A 21676-nucleotide genomic window follows, 5' to 3' on the forward strand; every position below is an offset into this window, starting at 1 on the left:
CGCGATCAAAGGAAGCCAAGCTCGCGCATCAGATCGCCGATCACCTGCTCCTGCTCTTCCAGGAAGCTGGTGAACTCATCGCCTGGATTGAAGATTTCAACCCAACCGTTGCGGTCACGCACTTCCGCCCATTCTGGCGTATCGTACATGGCAGCCAGCTTGTTTTGGTAGGCTTGTGACAGTTCATCAGACAGGCCTGGTGCGCCGAAGAAGCCGCGCCAGTTGACGAACTCAGCTCCCGGAGCGCCTGCGCTATCGCAGGTTGGAGCATCGGGTGCTGCAGCCACGGGCTCAAGCGAGGTTACGCAGAGAATGCGCACCTGATCCTGACGGGCCATTTCAACCGCTTCTGAGAAGCCGGTGGACAGTGCCTGTGCTTCGCCTGACAGGAGACCTGCCATGGCATCGCCGCCAGCGTCATAAGGAATGTACTTCACTTCGGTTGGATCACCACCAGCAGCACGCATTACTAGCGCGGCCACCAGATGGTCCATGCCACCGGCCACCGAGCCGCCTGCAATGCCGACAGAGCGTGGGTCTGAGTTGTAGTCTGCCAGCAGCTCCTCAAACGACTGGTACTCAGAGTCGTTGTGCACAACGATCGCTGCGTAGTCGCCAATCGTGCCGGCAACTGGTGTCAGGTCACGGAAGGATTGTGGGAAAACGCCCTGCAAAGAACGGATCACGATGGGTGTGGAATTTACCATCAACGTGCCTTCTTGCTGCTCGGCTGTCTCGATCAGGTGGGCAATCGCCACACCGCCGCCGCCGCCGGACATGTTTTCATAAGACGCTGATTCCAGAAGGCCGGCATTGGTCAGTGCCTCGCCGGTACCGCGCGCTGTACCATCCCAGCCCCCGCCGGCGCCGCCAGGCACAAGGAAGTGCAGCTCGGTAACCACGTGATGGTCGGCCTGTGCAGCCGTGAACGCCCCACCGGCGAGCATGGCAGCAGCAGCCGTTCCCAAAAGGGCCCGTTTCAAAGATTTGGTCATGTGTCTTCTCCCAAAGAACCGTATTTTAGCGCGGCTTTGTCCGCGTCTTGCTTAAGCCCGTTCTGCGGACTTCACGTTACTAGGGCACAGGCCGACGGGCTTGTCACGCCTCTTTTCGACTGGGCCCCAGATTTTTGCAACTGGTTGCAAAAACCGTTGAGCGCATCGCGTTCAACTGCCTTTGCCTGTCATTGCATTAGTAAACATTAAAACAGAGGGGGCTAATTAACCATCATGAAACCGGTTCGATGTGAAAGTACAGATAGAAAATAAGTTTAGAGCCACAACAAAAGCCATGAAAAGGGCATGCTCCATGGATCTTACAGGCCTCACTTATGTCAGTATTCGCCGTCCTTCACGTCATACTGATCCACAGGAAGACTTGAACAGAATTCAAGAAGCATCACGTCTAAACAACCAAAGGTTGAATATAACTGGTGTGTTGTTGTGTACTCCGAACCACTACATCCAATTCCTTGAGGGAGAGGAAAAGGTGGTGATGGACCTGTTTGCCAAGATTGAGAAGGACAAGGGTCACTACAATGTAAAGTTGCGCCACTCTGCCGTTGTTGATCAGCGCCAGTTCCCTGATTGGGCGATGAATGTGGTCAGCATCGATTCCATCAATCAGGCGCTTTATGGCATTCAAGACACCAGCTCAGACGTGAACCCCTATCACTTGAGCAGTGACGTTTTGTTTGGTCTGCTGTCTTCGGGGGCCAAGCAAACGCTCATTGCGCAGACTGAAGTGGCATAGTCTCAGCCACCGAAGAGCGATGGAAAGTCTCGTGCTTCTGTCCTAAATCAGGAGCATGATTCAGTTGGCGAGACTTTCATGGACACACTAACCCGTATGCGCTCCTTCGTGGATGTTGTCCGTGAGGGCGGCTATTCAGCAGCAGCGCGCGCGACGGGGCGGTCGAAAGCCATCCTTTCCAAGGATGTGCGCGAGTTAGAAGACTTCCTGGGCGTTCGTTTGCTCACCCGCACGACCCGTTCGGTGGCCGTGACTGAGGCTGGGCAGACTTATTTTGATGAAGCGCTCGACCTGTTGTCAGGCATTGACGGATTGCAAGAGCGTATGCGTGAGCAGGGCGATACGCCACGCGGACCGCTGCGCATATCGGCTCCTCGGACCCATTCGGAGGGATTGCTCGGCGAAACGATCATGGCCTTCGCTGCAGCTTATCCAAGTGTTCAGCTGGACGTGGTTTTTGAGGACCGTTTTATCGATATGGTGGCGGAGCGTTTTGATGTTGCCATTCGCATCTCCGAGCTCGCCGACTCCAGCCTGATTGCCCGCAAGCTCTCTCCCTATCGCGTTGTGGTGTGTGCAGCGCCCGAGGTTTTGGCTGAGCATGGTACACCGAACGCGCTTGAAGATATGGGACGTTTGCCGACCATTGCCGACAGCAATCATCGGGTAAAGCGTGCCTACACGTTCGACACGCCTGAGGGGCGGCGCTCCGTTCGCATCGATCCGGTCATCAGCATCAATGCGCCACACGCCATCCGTATGGCGGCTTTGGCAGGTCTTGGATTCTGCCAAGTGCCGTATCTCACCGTGCAAGACGATATCAAAGCCGGGCGTTTGGTGCCGGTGTTGGAAGAGTATGAGCTGAAGGGCGTGGGCATCTACGCCGTTTACGCTGAACGGCGCCACATGACGCAGAAGTTGCGAGCGTTCATCGATTTTTTGGCTGATCAGTTTGCCAACCGCGCCAGTGACTGCATCTAGAAAGATCGGCGGCTATGTGTTTGCCTGGTTGGCGATTTTCGACAGATCCGTCGCCCTTAGCTTCTCAACCAAGACCTGTTCGGCCTCGTTAAGGGCGCCTTCAACCTCCTCGCGCACGGCCCGCTCGATCAAACAGGTGGCGGGATTCTCTTCGCCTTTGATGTCTTGGCGCATGAACCGCTCACCAAGTGCCAGGTAGATATCGGCCAGCGTGATCTCTTCGGCTGGTCGCGCGAGCTTCCAACCTCCTGCGTGCCCCTTTTCTGACACCACCAATCCCGCTTTGCGCAGCAAGCCAAGAACGCGCCGCACCACCACATCATTGGTGTCATTGTGGCGGGCGATGGTCGCCGATGTGCGCGGCTCGTCTTGGTCAATGGCCAAATGACCAAGCGTGTGAAGTGCCAAAGAGAGTTTGCTGTTTCGTTTCATGTAACTTATATGGTTACGAGATTCGCTTTCTCCCTCCTTAGCATGAGATGCAACCATGACCCACCGCGCCAATGATGCGTTGACATTGCCTGTTTTGGGCGCTCTTTTTGCCTTCAGCGCGGGCCCAGTCGGTTTGGTCGTCCAGAAGTATCTGGTCACATCCTTCGAACCACCGATCATTGTCCTCATCCAAATGACCGTTGGTGCGCTGGTTCTCTGGGTTGCTCGGTTTTTCTTCCCCAAAGTCTCTCTTCCACCCTCAGCCTATGCCAAGGGGTTGGCGCTAGGCGCGGTTCAGCCGGGATTGCTGATGATTATCCTCACCAATGCGGGGGCTCATTTGGACAGCGTGACATTTGTACTGTTGGCGGCACTGATGCCTGGTGTGGTGGCGCTTATGGGGCGGCTTTTTCTCAAAGAGACGCTGAGCATCTGGGTGGTGATTGGCCTTCTGGTCAGCTTTGCTGGGATGCTTCTGTTGGTGATTGTGCGCGAAAGAACGGGGGCCAATCAGCCGCTGGGTTTCGTGTTGGCGGGCATAGGACTTTTGATCGGTGCAGGCGGCATGACCATTGGCCGCGCGATCAACACTAGCGCCACGATGCCTTGGTTTGTCTTAGCCCCATTGCAGGTGACCGGTGCGTGTGCGGCCGCGTGGGTTGTTGCGCTGGTGGTTGGATCCGACCTGCCCACAGCTGTCACATCGCCCCAGCTGATAGCGTTTGCTTATCTTGGACTTGGTATGACGGCGATCAGCTATTTCACGTTCAATTTTGCGTTGTCACGCTTGCCTGTTGTCCATGTTGGGCTCATTGCAGCGGCTGGCCCTGGGGTTGGAACTGTTGCTGCGGCGCTTATCTTCGGCCAAACGCTGGAACTTGCCGCGTTTGTGGGTATCAGTGTGGTTTTGCTGGGCGCAGCCCTGCCTGCCCTTCATGGTCTTTTGCGTGGCGGGGCTTAGAGCGCCATACTTGTGCCAAGCTTAGAATCAAAAGGCACCCGTGATGAACGGCACTGCATTCTTTCACGGGGTCGCTGCCCCACTTGTTGCGTTGTTGATGCTGCTAGGCGCAATGCCCGCTTTGGCACACCCACACGTGTGGGTGGATGCGGCAGCTGAAGTGGTGTTCGACGATGCAGGGGCCATCACGGCGATCCGTCACGCGTGGCGGTTCGATGAAGCGTTTTCTTCCTATCTGATGCTTGGTCTTGATACCAATGGCGACGGCGAATACTCGCGCGAGGAAACCGCTGAGCTGGCTGAGGTGAATGTCACGTCTCTGGCTGATTTTCATTTTTTCACTAGTATGGCTGGTGCCGCCACCACGGACCGAATTGGCGACCTTTACTCCGAAACTTTCGGCCCACCTGAAGACTATTATCTTGAGCATGATGGGGTGCACACGACACTCCATTTCACCCTGCCGTTGGAGGCCACAGTAGACGCAGCGGCTCATGACTTGGTGATTTTGGACATTTTCGATCCGGAGTATTTTGTGGCCTTCTCCTTGGTTGAGAACAATCCTATTCAGATGGCCAACGCCCCGATGGGATGCGCTCTTTCCGTTGATGAACCTCCGCCGTTGGATGATAGCTATGCGAGCATTCTTTCGCTCATCCCGGCTGATGAAGCCGTGCCGGAGGAGTTGCTATCGGTGACAGAGCAATTGGCCAATCGGGCACGGATCGTCTGCACATGACCAGGTTTTGCTTGCTCATTCTCTTGGCTATGGCGGCAACGCCAGCAATGGCTAATCCGTTTGGTCCGGTTGTTCCAAGCGAGCCGGTGCCAGGGTTTGGCTTTGATCAGCTGATCGTTTGGACGGCGCAGGCCCAAGGTGCGTTCTACGATGGGTTGACGGCAGCTCTGCGCGAGGTTGCGACCTCATCATCGGCGCTTTGGACACTGCTCGGCCTTTCCTTTGGCTACGGCGTGGCGCATGCCGCAGGCCCCGGTCACGGCAAGGTGGTGATCAGTTCTTACATGCTGGCGAGCGGTGATACCGCGCGTCGCGGTGCGATGCTGGCTATCGGGGCGGCGGTCATGCAAGCAACGATGGCCGTGGTGCTGGTTGGTTTGCTGGCAGGCGTGTTTGGCCTGTCGCGCACGTTCCTGACCGATGCGACCATTACGCTCGAGCGGTTCTCCTACGCGCTGATCATTCTGCTTGGGTTTTATTTGGTATGGCGAACGGTGAAAGGTTTGCTGCCGCAGCCTGTTGCTCTGGCGCCTGCAGGTCATCCGCACGATCATGGGCATCACCATGATCATGACCATCATCACACGCACCATGACCACGCACACCATACCCACACCCGTGGCGACCCACACCATGTGCATGATGCCCATTGCGGGTGCGATCACGTGCACATGCCAGATGCGGATGAGGTGTCGCGGACCGCTGGGCTCGGCCAATCGCTGATGCTTGTTTTGGGCGCGGGCGCGCGGCCTTGCACTGGTGCGCTGCTGGTTCTGGTGCTCGCCATGTCACAAGGTCTGCTTTGGGCCGGCGCCCTTTCTGCCTATGCCATGGGTGTGGGCACGGCGATCACCGTTGGTACGCTGGCGGTCTTTGCCAGTGGGCTGTCAGGGTTTCTGACCAAAGGTGGCCAAACATCGGTGCTGATGCGCTATGCACCGATTGTGCTTAGCCTCCTTGGCGGCCTGATTGTCGTGTCCTTCGGTGCGCTGCTTCTGCTTGCATCGCTTGGGCGCTAGTCTTTGTAAGCGCGCGCCGCATCGCCAAACGCTTTGAAGATTTTCGTTGATGGTGCGTCAGCATCCTCCGACAGGCTTGCCCAATATTCCGGGTGCCATTGGACGCCTAAGGCGAAGTTCTTTGCATCACTCACCCTAATAGCCTCGATGGTGCCGTCATCTGCCGTGGCTTCCACGGTAAGCCCGTCGCCCAACCGATCGATGGCCTGCCGGTGTGCTGAATTCACCTGCACATCATCTTCGCCGAGAATGGTGGCAAGGAGGCCGCCAGGTGTGGGGCTAACGAGATGGTTGTGGGCAAAACGTTCGTGCTGGGGCAAGTCAACAGAGCCACCGCGGTGGTCGCGTCTGTTTTCCTGCTCTTGAATTTCTGTTTCCAGCGTGCCGCCCATCGCAACGTTGAGTTCCTGGTGCCCGCGGCAAATGGCCAGCAGGGGTAGGTCTCGATTCAGCGCCTCCCTGATCAAGGGCAGGGAGGTTGAGTCGCGTGCCGGGTCGTAGGGCTCGTGAGCTTCGGTTGGTTCTTCGTCATAAAGATCTGGATGTACATTGGTGCGTGACCCGGTGACCAAAACACCGCTGGCAGCAGCCAGCAACGTGTCGTTGACGACCGCATCACCCAGCGAGGGAACGATCACCGGTGTAACGCCTGCCGGGCCTGCCAGAGACTTCAAATAGGTGTTGATAGCCGCGTGCCAGGTGAAGCCGTGAAGCTCACGTTCATCAGAAGAAACCAGAACGAGGGGGCGTGAAGTCTGCATACGTATGTCCTGTTTGCTAGGGAATCAGGCAGCAATCAAGAATGCCTTTTCCTTGAGCATAACCGCCTGATTTACCATGCGATTTGGTTAAAGGTCTTTCGCCTAATTGTGTATGGTCATTGACCCTTGTGCTGTGAAGAGCTTTACGGTTTAAGTGCACCCAGCTGCATGGGGGTTATGCGTATAGCGCATAGCTTCTTGTGTTTGGCTAAAAAAGCTATCCGCTGAAAGAAGTTCGGGAGGAACTCTATATGGATCGTCGTTCTTTTATTAAAAAAGCTGGTCTTGTTGGTGCAGGCGCTGCCGCGTCAACCACACTGGCCGCTCCTGCCATTGCGCAGGGCAATCGCACTTTGACCATGGTTACTTCGGTGCCTGATGGTTTTGCGATTTTCGATGACGCGGCACAGCTCGCTATCGATTACATCACGGCCATGACCGATGGTCAGCTGAGCTTCAACAAAATGTCTGCCGGTTCGCTGGTTGGCGCTTTTGAAGTTTTCGATGCTGTGTCGTCAGGCCAAGCTGATGTGTACCACTCAGCTGAGTACTACTTCCTCAACCAGCATCCTGGCTTTGCCTTCTTTACGTCCGTGCCTTTCGGCATGACAGCGCAAGAAATGGCCAACTGGTACTACCGTCGCGGTGGCCAGGAACTGCATGACAATCTGTCCGGCCTGTTTGGCCTTAAGCCATTGCTTTGCGGCATGACCGCGATGCAGCCAGGTGGTTGGTTCAACAAAGAAATCAACTCCGCTGATGATCTGCAGGGTCTTCGCTTCCGCATGCCTGGCCAAGGTGGTCAGGTGCTCGGTCGCCTTGGTGCTTCTGTTCAGAACATTCCCGGCGGTGAAATCTATCAGGCGCTTGCGTCTGGCCAGATTGATGGTGCCGAATGGATCGGTCCTTACGCCGATGAGCGCATGGGCTTCCAGGAAGTGACCAACACCTACTATGCTGCTGGCTTCCATGAGCCAGGCTCTGCATTGAGCATGGTGTTCAACCAGGAAGTTTGGGAATCGCTGACAGCAACGCAGCAGCAGGTCTGTAAAGTTGCGACTGAAGCTGCCCACGCACAGAACACAGCGCTTTCGCTGGCTGAAAACGGTGCTGCTTTGGCTCGTTTGCAGGCTGGTGGCGTTCAGGTTCGCCAGTTCCCCGAAGATGTTTGGGACGAGTATGGTCGTGGCGCCGCTGAGGTTCGCGAAGAGAACATGAGCGATCCGATGTATGCGGAAATCGCCGAGAGCTACTTCGCGTCTCTGCAAGAGTCCGCTGACTGGTACGAGATTGCCGATGGCGAATATATGCGTCAGCGCAACCGCGTGAACGCAGCGATGTAACTGATTTTCCCGCCCGGCTCAGGCCGGGCGGGTTTTCTCACTTCTGTCGCTGAATTGCAGAGGTGACGCGCACATGATCCCACCGCTGGGATACCTTTGGGGACGCGCGCACGGGGTACATTGGTATGATCGATTTCATCGTCTGGGTTGTCACCAACATTGCGTTGGCGCCGTACCATCTGTTTCTGGCGATTATCAATCCGCAAGCTTGGCTGAACTGGGCCGACCCTGAAGCGCTGGTGCGCTTCATTTACTATGGCGGGTCGATCGAATTTTTCTTCGTCATGCTCACAACGTTTCTGGTCATCACTGCACTGGGAATGTTTTGGAAACGCGAGATTCTTTGGGGCTGCGTGCGCGGTCTGGAAACGTTTGCCAATTTGGTAGGGCGCACCGCCGCCTGGGTTGGTCTCATCATGGTGCTGCAGCAGGTGATGATCGTTTTCCTGCAGCGTATTTTTCGCGTCGCTGAAATTCAGCTTGGCCCTTTGGGTACCGCTTTCAGTCAAGATTTGAGCTGGTGGTCTGAAGAACTGAAGCTCTACAACGCCATGATCGTCTGTCTGTGCTGTACCTACACGTTTGTTCAAGGCGGCCACGTGCGCGTGGACCTTGTTTATTCGGCGGTGTCTCATCGTACAAAACGACTGATCGATATGTTCGGGTGTCTGTTCTTCATGATCCCGGCGACGCTGATCACCTATCTTTACGCCTGGTTTTTCATGTGGCGCCATTTGGTGGTGCCCAATCCTTCGGCCTCCAGCACGCTTGATCGCATGCTGATGCAGGCCCGCATTTTGCGTTGGAACGTGGAGACCATCGGCTTCAGCCCTAACGGCTTCAACGCCTACTTCCTCTTCAAGGTTCTGCTGGTTGCATTCTGTGTGCTGGTGCTGATCCACGCGATGGCGTTTTTCTGGCGCTCTTACCTTGAGTATGTCGAGGGCGAGGAGAGTGCGGGCAAGTATCTCGACAAGGATGTGATGGGCGACGAAGCCGAAGAGTTCGCGCACGAGGCCCATTCCGGCTCAACCTGATTGAGCGCTGGTATTTGAGTAGTTTGGTCGCCACGCGCGACTAGGGGGTAAGGCAACACCATGCTTTTTGGATTGGACGGGGTCGAAGTCGGCCTGATCATTGTCTTCCTGACATTGTTCGCAGCCATTTTGACCGGCTTCCCAGTGGCATTTTCCATCGCTGGGGCCGGGGTGATTTCTTTTGCGATCATTGCAGGGCTCGACTCCGCAGGCCTGCTGATACATCAGGCCATCGACACCAGTTCTGATCCCTACCGAGCGTTGGTTGCCGAGGGGGTGGTGCGCGACTCGATATCCATCTTCCGATACCCGGACTTACCGAGGATAGAGGAACCGGTCTTCCCGGGCGGTTGGCAGTTGGCGATGGAGCGCAATATCTCCTTTATCGTCAACCGGATGAATGAGCGTGTGATCGCCGGTCAGTCTATTGAGACTCTGCTGGCTGTGGCCATGTTCGTGATGATGGGCATCACGCTTGAGCGTTCGCGGATCGCTGAAGACCTTCTGACAACCATGGCCCGCGTGTTTGGCCCACTGCCTGGCGGTCTGGCTGTTTCCATTGTCATGGTGGGGGCGTTCCTTGCTGCCTCAACCGGCATTGTTGGGGCCACCGTGGTGACCATGGGTCTGCTTGCGCTGCCTACGATGCTGCGCAACAACTATTCTCCGGAGCTTGCGACCGGCGTGATTGCGGCCTCTGGTACGCTTGGCCAGATCATTCCGCCATCCATCGTGATCGTTCTTCTTGGCACGCTGGTGGGTGACCTTTATGCGGCCGGTCAAGAAACCCGCGCCCAGCTCGCCGGGTGTACAGATGCGCTGACCTATCTCGGCGAACCAGCTGTGCTCTCTGTGGGTACGCTGTTCCAGGCCGCTCTTATTCCTGGCATCTTCATCGCGATGCTCTATGGCGTCTACGCCTTTGGCTTTGCGCTGGTGAACCCAGACAAAGCGCCAGCGGTGGAGCTTGGTGGCGGCAACACATCTGAAGCCATTGGCCGTCGCCGCGGCATGACATGGTTCTTGGCCGCACCGCTTGGCCTGCTCTTTGCCGTGGGCCTTGCTGTCAGCGGCGGGATGATCGGTAGCCAATCGTTCTCCGTCTCGAATTTCTCCGATGGCGGTGAAGTGGCGAGCCTGCGCACCAATGTTTCTCCGCAATGCCAGGAAGCGATGATCGAATTGCACGGTCAGGACGCTTGGGACCGGGCTGTTGAAGAACGTGCCGCCATCCAGGCGTCAGGTGGTGGCGAAGAAGCCCATGAGCGCTCTGAAGAAGAAATGGCAGTTGCGCGTGCTGAGGCGCTGGAGAACACCGCCCCGATCGGTTCAGGTGTCACCACCATCTTTGTTCTGTTGGCGCTTATTCTGATCATCGCGCGCGGGGTCTCTGCCAGCGCCAGCGCAACGCCACTGATTATCGGCGGGGTGGGCGTTGTCTTGGCCTTTGTCCTTGATGCCTTGTTCATCAGTCCGCTCACCGGGCCTGGCGCAAAGTTCATGATCTTGGCAATCCCAGCTTTGCTGGCCCTTTATGGCGCCCGTGAAGCGATGGGCCGCTTGGCGCAGAATGAGCTTTTGCGGGTTGTTTTCCCGCCCCTGGTTCTGATCGTTGCTGTGCTCGGCTCGATCCTTGGCGGGATTACCAACCCAACACCAGCAGCTGCCCTAGGTGCTGCTGGTGCGATCATGCTGGCGGCGTTCCGCAAGCTGAAGGAAGAAGACGGTAAGTCCAAAATCGTCATCTACTCCAGCTTGGCGCTGGTGGTTATGATCCTGCTGGGTGTCAATTTCGACCTGCGCATCACGCGTGAATCGGTCGCCTTTGAAGACTGGGTTGCCTACGTGCTTGCGCAGGGTGCCTACCACTTTGCGTTCCTAGGGCTGCTTTACAGCTGCTGGGTTCTCTTCCGCGGCAATGTTCTCTCGCCGGTGGTGCGCGAGACGGCCAAAGTTACCTCGATGGTTTTCACCATCCTGATCGGCAGTCAGCTGCTCAACCTGGTGCTGATTTCTTTCGGTGGTGAGCACTACATCCAGCAGTTCCTTCGAGCCTTTGACAATGAGCTGGTGGTTTTCCTCATCGTCATGCTCATCCTGTTTGTTCTGGGGTTTGTGCTCGACTTCTTGGAGATCATCTACATTGTGATCCCGATCGTTGGGCCGGTGATCTATGGCGGCACGCTTGATCCCGCTTGGGTAACGATCATGATCGCGGTGAACCTGCAAACCTCGTTCCTGACACCGCCGTTTGGTTTTGCGCTGTTCTATCTGCGCGGTGTCGCGCCACCATCTGTGACCACTGGCAATATCTATCGAGGGGTGCTGCCATTCGTGGGCATCCAAGTGCTGGCACTTGGGCTGTTATGGCTCTTCCCCGGCATCGTGACGATCCTGCCGGATCTGCTCAACTAGGCTGGACAAACCTTCACGCAAAGCCCCGAAGATCGCGACGATTTTCGGGGCTTTTTTGTTGGCTTGGGGTATTGGCTGAATCAGCCAGTCCGTTGTGAAGCCTCTTACAGAAAGTGGATGATGAGTCCAATCACTACGCCGTAGGGCAGAAGACCGATACAGATGATAGCGCCATCACGGGCAAGCATGCCGAGCGCAAGCAAAGTGACGCCCACGCCAAGAGCTGATGAGGAGAATGGCACAAACTCCAAAAACGGCATCATCAAGCCCGATATCAGGCAAAGCAATTGCGGAATGAAGATCAGTGGGCGTCGAACAAAGGCACGAAAGCGCTGGGTGGTATGGCCATCAACCCATGCCAAAACTGGTCGGGCGCTAAGGAATGCATCGCGGACGGTTTTTCCATTGACCTGACGTTTTAGCAACCAGGATGGCAGCCAAAGATGGCGGCGCCGCAACAGCATCTGCGCCGACACAAGGGCAATGATGATGCCCATCAAGGACGAGAAAAACGGAATGCCGCTCAGCGGTGTTGCCACGGCCACGGCGGGCAACAACAGAATGGGTGTGAAGCTTGCTCGCCCAACTGATTTCAGCACGCTGTCGATGTCGATGACATCGGGTTCTGCTGCTGCGACAACGCGATCAACAATCTCCAACAGGCTGGCAGGCGCATGCGTCATAGATGGTCCTGTCACGCGCGCGTCACCGCGTCGGTGATGTTGCGTTGCTGCTGAAAGCTGCGGCGGGTCGGGCGAAGCTTGAGGGCCAACCCAATGTTTTGAGCTTATGTGTAGACCGGTCTTGTCTTTACAAGGCTTGAACTCATGAGCTGCATCGCTTTTGTCACCGGCATTGAGGAGGCGGCGAAACTCGCGATTACAGCCACGCACTCGCTCAGTTTAAGTCAGCTCGGCCAGCGTGTAAGCGGATGGGAAATCCCAAGCCTCAACAATGCGCCCTTCGACAAAGCGCCACACAACCACCGCATGGATGGCGAAGGTTTCGCCGTCCATGGTCATCGTGTTCTTGGTGTGTGTGACCACCAGTTCGTCGCCGTGTGCGGTTGCTGAAATCGGCTGCACAGTGAAGGTGCCATCAGATTTCTCACCGAGGCGCTCGAAAAAATCGCGTATGCCTTCAAGTCCCTTGTAAGCTCCCTCCATCTCCGGAAGGTTGGGATTAACGTAATGCCAGACCACATCAGGTGAAAACAGCTCTTTAGCTGAGGCAAGGTCGCGCGGATTCAACGTCTCCAACAGGGCCACATTAGGGTGTTTCTCGGTCAAGGTATTGCTCCTTGTTTTGGGTGCGCTTCAATGCCAATCAAAGAGGCGATGGGCGTTGATCGGCATCAATGGTGGCGCTTACCAACAACAAATAGGGAGAGCTTTTGATGAACCGAACCGCTCTTGTGACTGGCGCCAATCGTGGGATTGGCAAAGCCATTGCTGAAGGTTTGGCTGCCGAAGGCTTGAACGTGGTTTTGGTTGGCCGTGACGGCGCAACGCTGGGTGAGTTGGTGCTGAGCCTCCATCGCCAGCACAGGGTTGAAGCACGGTCCATGATGATGGATGTCGCCGACCCGGTGTCGATCCGCCAAGGGCTTGCCAAGCTTGCCCGTAATCAGGTGCCCATTGATGTGTTGGTCAACAATGCCGGTATCTTGCCTGATGGTGACCTGCTCACCATGCCCTGGGACGATGTTGAGGCTTCAACGCGGGTCAATGCCCTTGGCCCCTTGCAACTCATGCGTGAGTTGATGCCGGGTATGGCGGCACGCGGCTATGGCCGTGTGGTCAATGTGTCATCCGGTTGGGGGTCTCTGAATGGATTGGGGCCGAGTGCTTATGGCATCACCAAGGCGTTCTTGAATGCGATCACCATAAAAGCGGCGCGCGAAGCAGGGCGCGGCGTGCTGGTCAACGCGATGTGTCCAGGATGGGTGCGTACCGATATGGGCGGAGTGGGCGCTGACCGCACGCCAGAAGAGGGCGCGGACACCGCTCTGTTTCTGGCCACGCTTCCCGAAGGTGGACCATCTGGACGTATTTTCCGCGACCGTCGGCCTATTCCTTGGGATGAGTGACTTCAGGGTGCGTAGAGCGCCTCGCCACAAAGGTTAATTTCAATCCACCTCTTGGTAAGGCTTTGCGGCGACACTGAACGCGAAAGTTGCGTTGTGTGGAGTTGAGCGTTTCATGAGTCAGGAAGCGTGGAGCCAGGCTGAAGCCTTGGTCGATAACCCGTCCAGCCGTGCTGTTGCGCGCATGAAAGCTGCGCTGGAGATGGCGGGTATTGGATCGGGGATGGTTGTGCTGAACGGGTTCGGCCCGGCCTATGGCGCGCTTCAGGCGATGACCGACCAAGCCCTCCGCGAACTGGGTGCACAGCCTATCAGCGGCGAGCAGATGCTGACAGACGAGAGTGTTGTCGCAACCTGTTTCGTTGGTTCGCCTGATCGTTTGTTCGCACTTTGCCAAGCTGGCTACGCGCCTGTTCTCACGCATGCTTTGGTGGGTGGCGGAGCCGTGTTTCCCATCGTGCACACGGTCGCAGCCCAACACGGTATTGCGATGTGCGACGCCATGACGGACCCTGATTTTGGCCCCTATGCCTTGCGCCAAGCGCGCGAGGACGCCTATGTTTTGCTTGGAGACATCGATGTCGCGATCGTTCAGCCAGGCGGAGATAGTGAAGTGCCACACGGCATGGTGGGCGAAGTGCTTCTTGATGACCCGGCGGCCAATGATGCTCCGCTACGCACAGGCGTTCTCTCTGCGCTCGAACAGGTACCACACCGCTATCGTACACCGGGCCTTCAGGGCTGGTTGGGTTTTGCTCAGCCGGTGGCCACCGTTCAGGAGCATAAGGTGCAAGCGCGTGACATCGCCCAGCTTGTCAGTGACCATGAGGATGTGCTCGACGCGCGGTTGATCGCCCACGCGGAAGATCAGGCTCAACCCATTCTGCAGGTTGAGACCGAGGCCGGTGACTGGATTGATGAGGATGTGTTGGCGCGCTTTGAGGCTTTGACCGGTCTGCGACCGCAGCTTGAGCGCTTGGCGCCCGGTCGGTTTGGCAACACGGGCCGTACTTTTGCGATGATGGCGGCTTAGCAGGCCCTCAAACAAAAAGGCCGGGATTGCTCCCGGCCTTTCGTCGTTTTGACGGGTGTTACCGTTATCGGGTCAAGGTGATGCGGCCGTCGATCGCTGGCGCGAATTCGCCAAGCTCACGAACATGCACCATGACATCGTTGGCCATCAGCTTGGCATCTTCTTCGCGCACAATGCGTGGAGCATCGGCAAACACCGAATAGCCATCACCACCGCGACCCATGAAGTCGTTGGTGGCCACGGTGTAGGTTGCATCGATGTCCAGCGGTGCGTCGCCAATCATGACTGAGGTTACGCGGTCGCCAGGCTCGCGTGTGATGTCCGCCTCAATCATCATGCCTGAGACTTGCGGGAAGCGGCCCGACACGTCTTCCACGCGGCTGAAGCCGTTTTCCAAGGCAGCCAGCACTTCAGCACCGGTCAGTTCGATCATGATGTTGACGTTGCCGAACGGCAGTTCTGACAGGATATCACGGCGCGTGATTTCGCTGCCTGGCTCATAGACTTTGTCGGCACGGATGCCGCCACCGTTGGTGATGGCGATATCGGCGCCAACAGCAGCACGCATGCCATCGGCGACCAGGTTGCCCATTGTTGCTTCACCGGAACGCACAGAAGCCCTGCGGGAATCGAGCTCAGCAGTGATCGAACCGATGGTAACGTTCAACTCTTCATCGAGAATAGCGTTGAACTCGTCCACCCGCGCCTGAACTGTCGGCTCTTGATCCATGCCGAGTGTTGAGATCGGACGGAAGCCAAGCTCCCAACCCACACGGCGGCGGTCGCCATCACGGATGGTCGCGGTCACGTCGATGGCGGTCACGTAGTCAGCCTGCTCACGCGATTCCACCAGGGCCGTGCGGCCATTGTACTCAATGCGCAAATCGTGATCATCGCCGGAGAGGATGAGATCAAACTCGCCGGTGTTGTACATTTCATGGTCGATGCCGACATGGTTGTGCGTCACCGCGACAATCATGTCTGCGCCAGCATCGCGCAATGCTGCGGCCTGCTCCAGGCCAACTTCAAGTGCGCCGCCCAGTTGCAGTGTTTCCGGCGATGATTTCACCACAGCGTCCTCAGCCGTTAGGCCGATGATGCCGATCATGAACCCATCGACATCTATCATCATGGTGTCTGCGAAGCCATCAAGCACGGTGCCATCTTCATTGCGCAAATTGGCAGCGAGCAGAGGTGCATCTAGCTCGGCCATACGGGTGCGGAAAATCTCTTCTCCGAAGTCGTACTCATGATTGCCAGGCACAAAGATGTCCGGCCCAATCATGTTGAACAGTTCGGTGATGTGCTCGCCCTGATCAAATGAGGAGAGTAGGGATGGCGAAATGACATCGCCAGCGACGGCAAACACCAGATTTTCATTGGCGGCGCGCTCTTCTGCGACAACGGTTGCAAGACGCCCAAAGCCGCCCTGATCGGACATGTTGTCGACTGTATCGACATCGTTCACCAGCAGGAACGTCACATTGACTGTGGTTGAGTCCTGCGCGAACGCGGGCGCTGCCAGCAGAGCGGTCGTAAGACCGAGCGTGGCCAACAGACGGGTTGGAGTATGGTGCATGAAAAGCCTCCCTCAAGGCGCGTGATAGGAATGGTTGGGTATGTCTTGCCAGAGCTGTCTCGCCCCAGTGTGACACCAGCATGACAGATTTGTGTCGCGCCGCAAGCGTCGCTTTTACCGAGCCCACAGACGTGACGATTGCTTGATATCAATGGCAATGTGCGGCGATTGATCCATCCAAATGCCTTGCTGCCACGTATGGGACTATGCTTATGCACCAAAGACAATCTGCCCGGACAGGCCGTGAGGAGTTCCCCAACGTGAACACGCAGGATTATAAAGCGTTCGCCGATGCAACCATTGCACCTGCTGAGCCCAATCGCTCGCGTGAAAACTCGGTGCTGCCTGACGGTCATCCACCGATCAAGTTTGGCAAAGTGGGTGTGTTGCTGGTTAATCTGGGTACGCCGGATGCAACGGACTATTGGCCGATGCGACGGTACCTGGCGGAGTTTCTGACAGATCGTCGCGTGATCGAGTGGCCGAAGGCGCTGTGGTATCCCATCCTTTACGGTATCATCTTGATGGTGCGCCCGGGTCGCAAGGGCAAAGACTATGCGACCATCTGGAATGAAGAGCTGGATGAGAGCTACCTGCGCACCTACACGCGCTCACAGTCTGACCTATTGAGCGAAGCGCTTGCCGATCACGAAAATGTCGTGGTGGACTGGGGCATGCGCTACGGCAATCCATCCATCGCCAGCCGCATCGAAGCGTTACGGGCCGAAGGCTGTGACCGTATTCTGCTGTTCCCGCTCTATCCACAATATGCATCGGCAACGACGGCCACGGTGAACGACAAGGCCTTTGAGCACCTTATAAAGTTGCGTTGGCAGCCTGCGATCCGCACGGTGCCGGCTTATCATGACGAGCCGGTCTACATCGATGCGTTGGCGCGCTCGATTGAAGCGCATTTGGCGACCTTGGATTTTGAGCCAGAAAAGGTGATCGCTTCCTATCACGGCATTCCGGAAAGCTATTTCGCCAAAGGTGACCCGTACCATTGTCATTGCCAAAAGACCTCGCGCCTTTTGGAAGAGCGGCTTGGCTGGGAGAAGGGCCGTTTGATGACGTGCTTCCAGTCGCGGTTTGGCCCTGAAGAGTGGTTACAGCCCTACACTGACAAGACGGTGGAAAAGCTTGCCAGCGAAGGCGTGAAAAACATTGCCGTCTTCAACCCGGGCTTTGTTTCAGACTGTCTGGAAACGCTGGAAGAGATCGCCATGGAAGCCCATGAAATCTTTGAAGAACATGGCGGTGAGAACTTCAGCTACATTCCGTGCCTTAACGACAGCGAAAACGGCATGCGTGTCATTGAGGCGCTGACCCGTCGCGAGTTGCAGGGCTGGGTGAAGTAGAGCTTTCCCAACCCCATTGGACTATTGCGGTGCCTCCAACCGTCCGCCAACCCAAGGTAGGACAACGGTTTCAAGCCGTTCGCTCACCTGTTGGCGGTGATCCCCGTCATAAACGTCCAAACGGTGGGGAATCCGTTCTTCGCCAAGCTGCTGTGACAGCGCGAGCGCGCCAGTCGGGATGTGCAAAAACTGATCGTCGAGACCAACATCCAGAGCCAACCCTCTTAGATCGCGCAGATTTTCTCGAGCCTGGCTGATCTGACGGACCGGGAAAGCATCCAAGTAGCGATCATAGGCGGGTCCATCCAGGATGACCTCCCCCCTGACCACTTCAAAAGGGAAGTCTGCGTGGATCGGTGCTGCATCCGGCGCGGGACTGAAAGCCGTGATGAGGCCCAAGAACGCGATGGGGAAGAAATCATTAGCGTCGATCAGCTGCTGAACGTCCTCGGCATTTGAGACAGCGGCAGCGCGCTTCCAGGCATCGTTGCCGAAGCTCAGATCCTCGGTGGCCGCCAGACAGCAAGGGCTCATCGCCCAAACCGTTGAGAACAATCCCGGGCGGGTTATGGCAAGGTTAATAGCGCCGTAACCTCCCATGGAATGCCCGACAATCGCGCGGCTCTCCTCGCTTACAAGGGTGCGGAAGTTCTCGTCGACGAAACCAAGCAGATCCTCTGCGATATAGTCGGCCCAATCTCCACTGACCGACGAGTTGCGATAGAAGCCGCCGCCATATCGGTTGCCGCCATTGGGCATGACGACGATGGGTTCGGGAACGTCACCTGTTGCGATCAGCCGATCAAGTATGCCGGGTACGCCGACATTCTCCAGCCAAACGCCATAATCGTCGAAGATGCCGTGCAACAGCACGATGACGGGGTATCTGCTTTGGGGTTCCTGATCATAGCTTGGCGGCAGATAGATCGCGGCGTTCTGCGTATCTGGTGTTCCAAGCAGATTGCCTGAGAACGACGGCGCTGGCACCGCCACCTCAACGATCTGTCCTGTGGTTTGGGCAATGCTGGTTGCAGGTGCGAATGTTGCCCCTACCAGCAGCAACAGAGCGAAGAGCAGTCTTGGCATAGCGGTTGTCCCCTTCTTTCCCTTAGGAGAGGTGGGCATTCATTTGTGCTGCAACAAGGGCCGCGCCTTAGGGAGCGCTCTGCGTCTGCTCGGCGGTTAGGTCCCGCTGTAGTTTGGCGTGCGGCGTGCGATCCAGGCATCAAGTCCCTCATGAACATCGTTCGTGACCGCCATACGCGCGAACTGCTCGCGCTCAATCATGAGCCCTTCATCAATGGTTGTGTTGATACCGCGCGTCACCGCCGTGATGATGCGTGCGGCGGCTATGGGCGAGTGTTGTAGGATCCGTTCGGCCATGGCGAATGCTTCCGGCAAAAGCCGGTCATGTGGCACCACCTTGTTGATCAAACCCATCTCATAGGCGCGCTGAGGTGAAAAACGATCACCTGTCAGGAGCAGTTCCAGGGCGCGTTTGCGCCCGGCCAGGCGCGGGAGACGCTGCGTGCCTCCAAAGGTTGGCGGAATACCGATGTTGATTTCCGGCTTGGCGAAAACGGCTTGTTCGCTGGCCACTGCCAAATGCACAGCTTCGGTGATCTCGCAGCCTCCACCGAAGGCGATGCCGTTGACCGCTGCAATAATGGGCTTGGGAAAGCTTTCTAAGCGGGCCGTCATGGCTTGCCCGCGCTTGCAAAAGTCAGTCACCGCGACGTCGACGCCAGCTTTGATGCTTCGGGCAAACTCATGAATATCACCACCGGCGGAAAAGGCCCGTTCACCGGCGCCGGTTAGCACAAGCGCGTGCACCGATTGATCACGCTCGATGTTGTCGAGCAGCGTCAGCAACTGATCGTTGAGAGCATAGTTGAGGGCGTTGAGCTTCTCTGGACGGTTGAAGGTGAGGAGCGCGATCGCGCCCTCTCTGCGTTGGATGATTAGATCACTCATCAAGGTCTCCTTTGGTTGAGGAGACCATAGGGGGCATCAAAATTGACGTATACTCACTGAGTAGTATACATGCCTGGTGCCAAGACCCAATCGACCTGCCAAAGAGCGCATTCTAGATGCCGCCAACAGCCTGTTCTACGGCGAAGGAATTCGCGCCGTCAGCGTGGATGCAATTGCCGCCAAGGCTGGGATCACGAAGAAAACGCTCTACTACCACTTCAAAAGCAAAGACGATCTGATCGAGGCCTATCTGGCCTCGCGCGATCAGCCCAATTTGGCACTGTTTAAGGCCTGGTTTGATGAGGCTGAGGGTGGGCTATCGGGTAAGGTTCAAGCGATGTTCGATCGGCTGGCTGATGCTGCACGCCACCCGAAATGGAAGGGGTGTGGCTTTCTGCGCACGGCCGCTGAACTGGCCAATATGCCTGGGCACCCAGCGATGAAAGTTGGCGCGTTACACAAGAAGAAGTTCGAGGCGTGGCTTGCCGAAACATTTGTTGAAGAGAGTGTTCAAGATCCCCATGCGTTGGCCCGTCACGTGGTTTTGTTGATGGATGGAGCGTTCTCAACGGTGCTGGTTCATCACGATCCCGCTTACATTGAAGCGGCTGGGCAGGCGGCTGCCTCAATGGTAGCGCGCGCGTCTTAAGCCCCACTCAAGCGCTCTTGACGCTCTTGCAGATTGTCGTGCGTCCAAAGTTCAAGCTTGCGCATTGATCCGATCGGGCACATGTAAACGCAGGGGCAAGCGTTCGTAATCTTGGCAGGTGAAACCTATGAATTCCTTCCCAAACCTTCCTATTGGCGGTTTTGACATTGTCATCATCGTCTTGCTGGCACTCATTATTGCCCTCATTTTTATGGGCATCAAGCAGGTGCCGCAGGGGTTCAACTACACGGTTGAAAGGTTTGGCCGTTACACAAAAACGCTCCGCCCAGGCCTCAATCTCATCGTGCCGTTTTTTGATCAGATTGGCGCGCGCATCAACATGATGGAGCAGGTTCTGGATGTTCCAAGCCAAGAGGTCATCACCAAAGACAACGCCACGGTGACGGTGAATGGTGTGACGTTCTATCAGGTGCTGGACGCTCCACGTGCGGCCTATGAGGTGCTTGGACTAGAAAACGCGATCATCAATCTAACGCTGACCAACATCCGCACGGTCATGGGCTCCATGCAGCTTGATGAGCTGCTCTCCAACCGCGATGAGATCAACGCTCGCTTGCTGCGCGTTGTCGATGCTGCCGTTGATCCGTGGGGCGTGAAAATCACTCGCATTGAGATCAAGGATATTGATCCTCCACGCGATCTGGTGGATTCCATGGCGCGCCAGATGAAGGCTGAACGTGACAAGCGCGCTGCGGTTCTGGAGGCGGAAGGCTTGCGCCAGGCAGAGGTTTTGCGTGCTGATGGTGAGAAACAAGCTCTGGTGCTGGAAGCCGAAGGTCGCCGGGAAGCCGCTTTTCGCGATGCTGAGGCTCGTGAGCGCCTTGCTCAAGCCGATGCCAAAGCCACCGAGATGCTATCCACCGCTATCGAGAGCGGCTCGGCTCAAGCTGTGAACTATTTTGTGGCTGAGAAGTATGTGAAGGTTCTCGGCGAGATTGCTGCTTCACCGAACCAGAAAACGTTGATGATCCCGCTTGAGGCGGCCTCAGTTATCGGCTCGGTGGCTGGTATTGGCGAGATCGCCAAAGCTGCCCTGGGCGATCAAACCGATCGTAAGTCGGGTGGGAGCTGACCATGGAATCGTTCTCGCAACTGGGTGAGTGGACTTGGATCACGCTCGGCGTCGCCCTTCTGGGCTTGGAGTTGCTTGCCCCCGGGGTGTTTTTCATGTGGCTTGGCATTGCCGCTATTGCCGTTGGATTGGTGGCCTTTTTCAACGATATGAGTTGGCAAGTCGAGCTGATCCTGTTCGCGGTCTTTGCGCTCACATCAATCATTGCAGGCCGCCGCTTTTTTGCACGCCAAGGCGATGAAACAACCGATGCGCCGGGCCTTAATGAGCGCGGCAAATCCTACCTGGGACGCGAGATCACGTTGGAAGAGCCGCTCGTCGGCGGCAGAGGCCGAGTCAAGCTTGGCGATACGATGTGGCGTGTTGAGGGGCCAGACTTGCCGGCCGGTACACGCGTGCGTGTATCTGATGCGCGTGGTGCGACACTGCAGGTGGAAGCGGTTTAACTCTCTGCTTTTTCAGGT

The 21676-nt window shown here is 56.7% G+C and carries 22 protein-coding genes; 14 read left to right on the forward strand and 8 right to left on the reverse strand.

What is annotated here, in order from left to right; all coding sequences use genetic code 11:
- Positions 1-5: 5 nt before the first annotated feature.
- Positions 6-995: a tripartite tricarboxylate transporter substrate binding protein gene (locus ABWH92_RS07630; RefSeq protein ID WP_375573594.1), complete on the reverse strand. Its 990-nt coding sequence runs from the start codon at positions 993-995 to the stop codon at positions 6-8.
- Positions 996-1308: 313 nt separating this feature from the next.
- Between ABWH92_RS07630 and ABWH92_RS07635 the strand changes: the two genes are divergently transcribed.
- Both ABWH92_RS07635 and ABWH92_RS07640 read left to right on the forward strand, forming a co-directional pair.
- Positions 1309-1752, forward strand: a complete 444-nt coding sequence (locus tag ABWH92_RS07635) for a BLUF domain-containing protein (RefSeq protein ID WP_375573596.1) — start codon at positions 1309-1311, stop codon at positions 1750-1752.
- Positions 1753-1830: 78 nt separating this feature from the next.
- Positions 1831-2733 carry a LysR family transcriptional regulator gene (locus tag ABWH92_RS07640; RefSeq protein WP_375573598.1) on the forward strand — a complete coding sequence of 301 codons (903 nt, stop codon included), beginning with the start codon at positions 1831-1833 and terminating at the stop codon, positions 2731-2733.
- 12 nt (positions 2734-2745) lie between these two features.
- On the opposite strand, the gene ABWH92_RS07645 is transcribed toward ABWH92_RS07640, so the two are convergent.
- Positions 2746-3165 carry an RrF2 family transcriptional regulator gene (locus tag ABWH92_RS07645; RefSeq protein WP_375573600.1) on the reverse strand — a complete coding sequence of 140 codons (420 nt, stop codon included), beginning with the start codon at positions 3163-3165 and terminating at the stop codon, positions 2746-2748.
- A gap of 55 nt (positions 3166-3220) precedes the next feature.
- Here ABWH92_RS07645 and ABWH92_RS07650 point away from each other — a divergent pair, with 55 nt between their 5' ends.
- From ABWH92_RS07650 to ABWH92_RS07660, 3 genes are read left to right on the forward strand one after another with little or no spacing between them, the layout of a single operon-like run.
- The gene (locus ABWH92_RS07650) at positions 3221-4126 is read left to right on the forward strand and encodes a DMT family transporter (RefSeq protein ID WP_375573602.1); all 906 of its coding nucleotides are present in this window, start codon (positions 3221-3223) and stop codon (positions 4124-4126) included.
- Between the two features lie 43 nt (positions 4127-4169).
- Complete coding sequence (locus ABWH92_RS07655; protein WP_375573604.1) at positions 4170-4865, forward strand: DUF1007 family protein; 696 nt, start codon at positions 4170-4172, stop codon at positions 4863-4865.
- Positions 4862-5884, forward strand: coding sequence for a nickel/cobalt transporter (locus tag ABWH92_RS07660; RefSeq protein ID WP_375573606.1), 1023 nt, complete (start codon positions 4862-4864; stop codon positions 5882-5884). Before ABWH92_RS07655 ends, ABWH92_RS07660 begins: the two co-directional genes overlap by 4 nt.
- Here ABWH92_RS07660 and ABWH92_RS07665 read toward each other — a convergent pair.
- The gene (locus ABWH92_RS07665; protein ID WP_375573608.1) at positions 5881-6645 is read right to left on the reverse strand and encodes a gamma-glutamyl-gamma-aminobutyrate hydrolase family protein; all 765 of its coding nucleotides are present in this window, start codon (positions 6643-6645) and stop codon (positions 5881-5883) included. The two genes, ABWH92_RS07660 and ABWH92_RS07665, sit on opposite strands and share 4 nt — an antisense overlap.
- A gap of 251 nt (positions 6646-6896) precedes the next feature.
- Between ABWH92_RS07665 and ABWH92_RS07670 the strand changes: the two genes are divergently transcribed.
- The 3 genes from ABWH92_RS07670 to ABWH92_RS07680 all read left to right on the forward strand — a co-directional run bounded on the left by ABWH92_RS07670 (position 6897) and on the right by ABWH92_RS07680 (position 11440).
- Positions 6897-7988 carry a TRAP transporter substrate-binding protein gene (locus ABWH92_RS07670; protein ID WP_375573610.1) on the forward strand — a complete coding sequence of 364 codons (1092 nt, stop codon included), beginning with the start codon at positions 6897-6899 and terminating at the stop codon, positions 7986-7988.
- 125 nt (positions 7989-8113) lie between these two features.
- Positions 8114-9025 carry a TRAP transporter small permease subunit gene (locus tag ABWH92_RS07675; RefSeq protein ID WP_375573612.1) on the forward strand — a complete coding sequence of 304 codons (912 nt, stop codon included), beginning with the start codon at positions 8114-8116 and terminating at the stop codon, positions 9023-9025.
- 60 nt (positions 9026-9085) lie between these two features.
- Positions 9086-11440 carry a TRAP transporter large permease subunit gene (locus ABWH92_RS07680; protein ID WP_375573613.1) on the forward strand — a complete coding sequence of 785 codons (2355 nt, stop codon included), beginning with the start codon at positions 9086-9088 and terminating at the stop codon, positions 11438-11440.
- 104 nt (positions 11441-11544) lie between these two features.
- Here the strand turns inward: ABWH92_RS07680 and ABWH92_RS07685 are convergent, their stop codons facing one another.
- Both ABWH92_RS07685 and ABWH92_RS07690 read right to left on the reverse strand, forming a co-directional pair.
- Positions 11545-12123, reverse strand: coding sequence for an exopolysaccharide biosynthesis protein (locus tag ABWH92_RS07685; protein ID WP_375573615.1), 579 nt, complete (start codon positions 12121-12123; stop codon positions 11545-11547).
- 219 nt (positions 12124-12342) lie between these two features.
- Complete coding sequence (locus tag ABWH92_RS07690) at positions 12343-12729, reverse strand: nuclear transport factor 2 family protein (protein WP_375573617.1); 387 nt, start codon at positions 12727-12729, stop codon at positions 12343-12345.
- 107 nt (positions 12730-12836) lie between these two features.
- Between ABWH92_RS07690 and ABWH92_RS07695 the strand changes: the two genes are divergently transcribed.
- The gene (locus ABWH92_RS07695) at positions 12837-13529 is read left to right on the forward strand and encodes an SDR family NAD(P)-dependent oxidoreductase (protein WP_375573619.1); all 693 of its coding nucleotides are present in this window, start codon (positions 12837-12839) and stop codon (positions 13527-13529) included.
- Between the two features lie 112 nt (positions 13530-13641).
- The gene (locus ABWH92_RS07700) at positions 13642-14559 is read left to right on the forward strand and encodes a hypothetical protein (RefSeq protein WP_375573621.1); all 918 of its coding nucleotides are present in this window, start codon (positions 13642-13644) and stop codon (positions 14557-14559) included.
- 64 nt (positions 14560-14623) lie between these two features.
- Here the strand turns inward: ABWH92_RS07700 and ABWH92_RS07705 are convergent, their stop codons facing one another.
- A complete protein-coding gene (locus ABWH92_RS07705; RefSeq protein WP_375573623.1) occupies positions 14624-16138 on the reverse strand; it encodes a bifunctional metallophosphatase/5'-nucleotidase in 1515 nt (504 codons plus the stop codon).
- A gap of 212 nt (positions 16139-16350) precedes the next feature.
- On the opposite strand from ABWH92_RS07705, the gene hemH reads away from it, so the two are divergent.
- A complete protein-coding gene (gene hemH / locus ABWH92_RS07710) occupies positions 16351-17496 on the forward strand; it encodes a ferrochelatase (RefSeq protein WP_375573625.1) in 1146 nt (381 codons plus the stop codon).
- Between the two features lie 21 nt (positions 17497-17517).
- Here hemH and ABWH92_RS07715 read toward each other — a convergent pair whose 3' ends face one another.
- Complete coding sequence (locus tag ABWH92_RS07715) at positions 17518-18582, reverse strand: alpha/beta hydrolase (RefSeq protein ID WP_375573626.1); 1065 nt, start codon at positions 18580-18582, stop codon at positions 17518-17520.
- A 96-nt stretch (positions 18583-18678) separates the two neighbouring features.
- Positions 18679-19470 (reverse strand): crotonase/enoyl-CoA hydratase family protein, encoded by a 792-nt coding sequence (locus ABWH92_RS07720; protein WP_375573628.1) that lies wholly within the window; start codon positions 19468-19470, stop codon positions 18679-18681.
- A 76-nt stretch (positions 19471-19546) separates the two neighbouring features.
- Here ABWH92_RS07720 and ABWH92_RS07725 point away from each other — a divergent pair, with 76 nt between their 5' ends.
- The 3 genes from ABWH92_RS07725 (at position 19547) to ABWH92_RS07735 (ending at position 21658) form a co-directional block, all read left to right on the forward strand.
- Positions 19547-20119, forward strand: a complete 573-nt coding sequence (locus tag ABWH92_RS07725; RefSeq protein WP_375573630.1) for a TetR/AcrR family transcriptional regulator — start codon at positions 19547-19549, stop codon at positions 20117-20119.
- Positions 20120-20246: 127 nt separating this feature from the next.
- Complete coding sequence (locus ABWH92_RS07730; protein WP_375573632.1) at positions 20247-21212, forward strand: SPFH domain-containing protein; 966 nt, start codon at positions 20247-20249, stop codon at positions 21210-21212.
- A gap of 2 nt (positions 21213-21214) precedes the next feature.
- Positions 21215-21658: an NfeD family protein gene (locus ABWH92_RS07735; protein ID WP_375573634.1), complete on the forward strand. Its 444-nt coding sequence runs from the start codon at positions 21215-21217 to the stop codon at positions 21656-21658.
- Positions 21659-21676: the final 18 nt, after the last annotated feature.

The sequence above is a fragment of the Ahrensia marina genome, from assembly GCF_042140245.1.
In the GTDB taxonomy this organism is placed as follows: Bacteria; Pseudomonadota; Alphaproteobacteria; order Rhizobiales; family MH13; genus MH13.

What these genes read in the sequence shown, in the direction of transcription:
- ABWH92_RS07630 (WP_375573594.1), bottom strand. Translation starts at nt 995, where the DNA reads ATGACCAAATCTTTGAAACGGGCCCTTTTGGGAACGGCTGCTGCTGCC.
- ABWH92_RS07635 (WP_375573596.1), top strand. Translation starts at nt 1,309, where the DNA reads ATGGATCTTACAGGCCTCACTTATGTCAGTATTCGCCGTCCTTCACGT.
- ABWH92_RS07640 (WP_375573598.1), top strand. Translation starts at nt 1,831, where the DNA reads ATGGACACACTAACCCGTATGCGCTCCTTCGTGGATGTTGTCCGTGAG.
- ABWH92_RS07645 (WP_375573600.1), bottom strand. Translation starts at nt 3,165, where the DNA reads ATGAAACGAAACAGCAAACTCTCTTTGGCACTTCACACGCTTGGTCAT.
- ABWH92_RS07650 (WP_375573602.1), top strand. Translation starts at nt 3,221, where the DNA reads ATGACCCACCGCGCCAATGATGCGTTGACATTGCCTGTTTTGGGCGCT.
- ABWH92_RS07655 (WP_375573604.1), top strand. Translation starts at nt 4,170, where the DNA reads ATGAACGGCACTGCATTCTTTCACGGGGTCGCTGCCCCACTTGTTGCG.
- ABWH92_RS07660 (WP_375573606.1), top strand. Translation starts at nt 4,862, where the DNA reads ATGACCAGGTTTTGCTTGCTCATTCTCTTGGCTATGGCGGCAACGCCA.
- ABWH92_RS07665 (WP_375573608.1), bottom strand. Translation starts at nt 6,645, where the DNA reads ATGCAGACTTCACGCCCCCTCGTTCTGGTTTCTTCTGATGAACGTGAG.
- ABWH92_RS07670 (WP_375573610.1), top strand. Translation starts at nt 6,897, where the DNA reads ATGGATCGTCGTTCTTTTATTAAAAAAGCTGGTCTTGTTGGTGCAGGC.
- ABWH92_RS07675 (WP_375573612.1), top strand. Translation starts at nt 8,114, where the DNA reads ATGATCGATTTCATCGTCTGGGTTGTCACCAACATTGCGTTGGCGCCG.
- ABWH92_RS07680 (WP_375573613.1), top strand. Translation starts at nt 9,086, where the DNA reads ATGCTTTTTGGATTGGACGGGGTCGAAGTCGGCCTGATCATTGTCTTC.
- ABWH92_RS07685 (WP_375573615.1), bottom strand. Translation starts at nt 12,123, where the DNA reads ATGACGCATGCGCCTGCCAGCCTGTTGGAGATTGTTGATCGCGTTGTC.
- ABWH92_RS07695 (WP_375573619.1), top strand. Translation starts at nt 12,837, where the DNA reads ATGAACCGAACCGCTCTTGTGACTGGCGCCAATCGTGGGATTGGCAAA.
- ABWH92_RS07700 (WP_375573621.1), top strand. Translation starts at nt 13,642, where the DNA reads ATGAGTCAGGAAGCGTGGAGCCAGGCTGAAGCCTTGGTCGATAACCCG.
- ABWH92_RS07705 (WP_375573623.1), bottom strand. Translation starts at nt 16,138, where the DNA reads ATGCACCATACTCCAACCCGTCTGTTGGCCACGCTCGGTCTTACGACC.
- hemH (WP_375573625.1), top strand. Translation starts at nt 16,351, where the DNA reads ATGCACCAAAGACAATCTGCCCGGACAGGCCGTGAGGAGTTCCCCAAC.
- ABWH92_RS07715 (WP_375573626.1), bottom strand. Translation starts at nt 18,582, where the DNA reads ATGCCAAGACTGCTCTTCGCTCTGTTGCTGCTGGTAGGGGCAACATTC.
- ABWH92_RS07720 (WP_375573628.1), bottom strand. Translation starts at nt 19,470, where the DNA reads ATGAGTGATCTAATCATCCAACGCAGAGAGGGCGCGATCGCGCTCCTC.
- ABWH92_RS07730 (WP_375573632.1), top strand. Translation starts at nt 20,247, where the DNA reads ATGAATTCCTTCCCAAACCTTCCTATTGGCGGTTTTGACATTGTCATC.
- ABWH92_RS07735 (WP_375573634.1), top strand. Translation starts at nt 21,215, where the DNA reads ATGGAATCGTTCTCGCAACTGGGTGAGTGGACTTGGATCACGCTCGGC.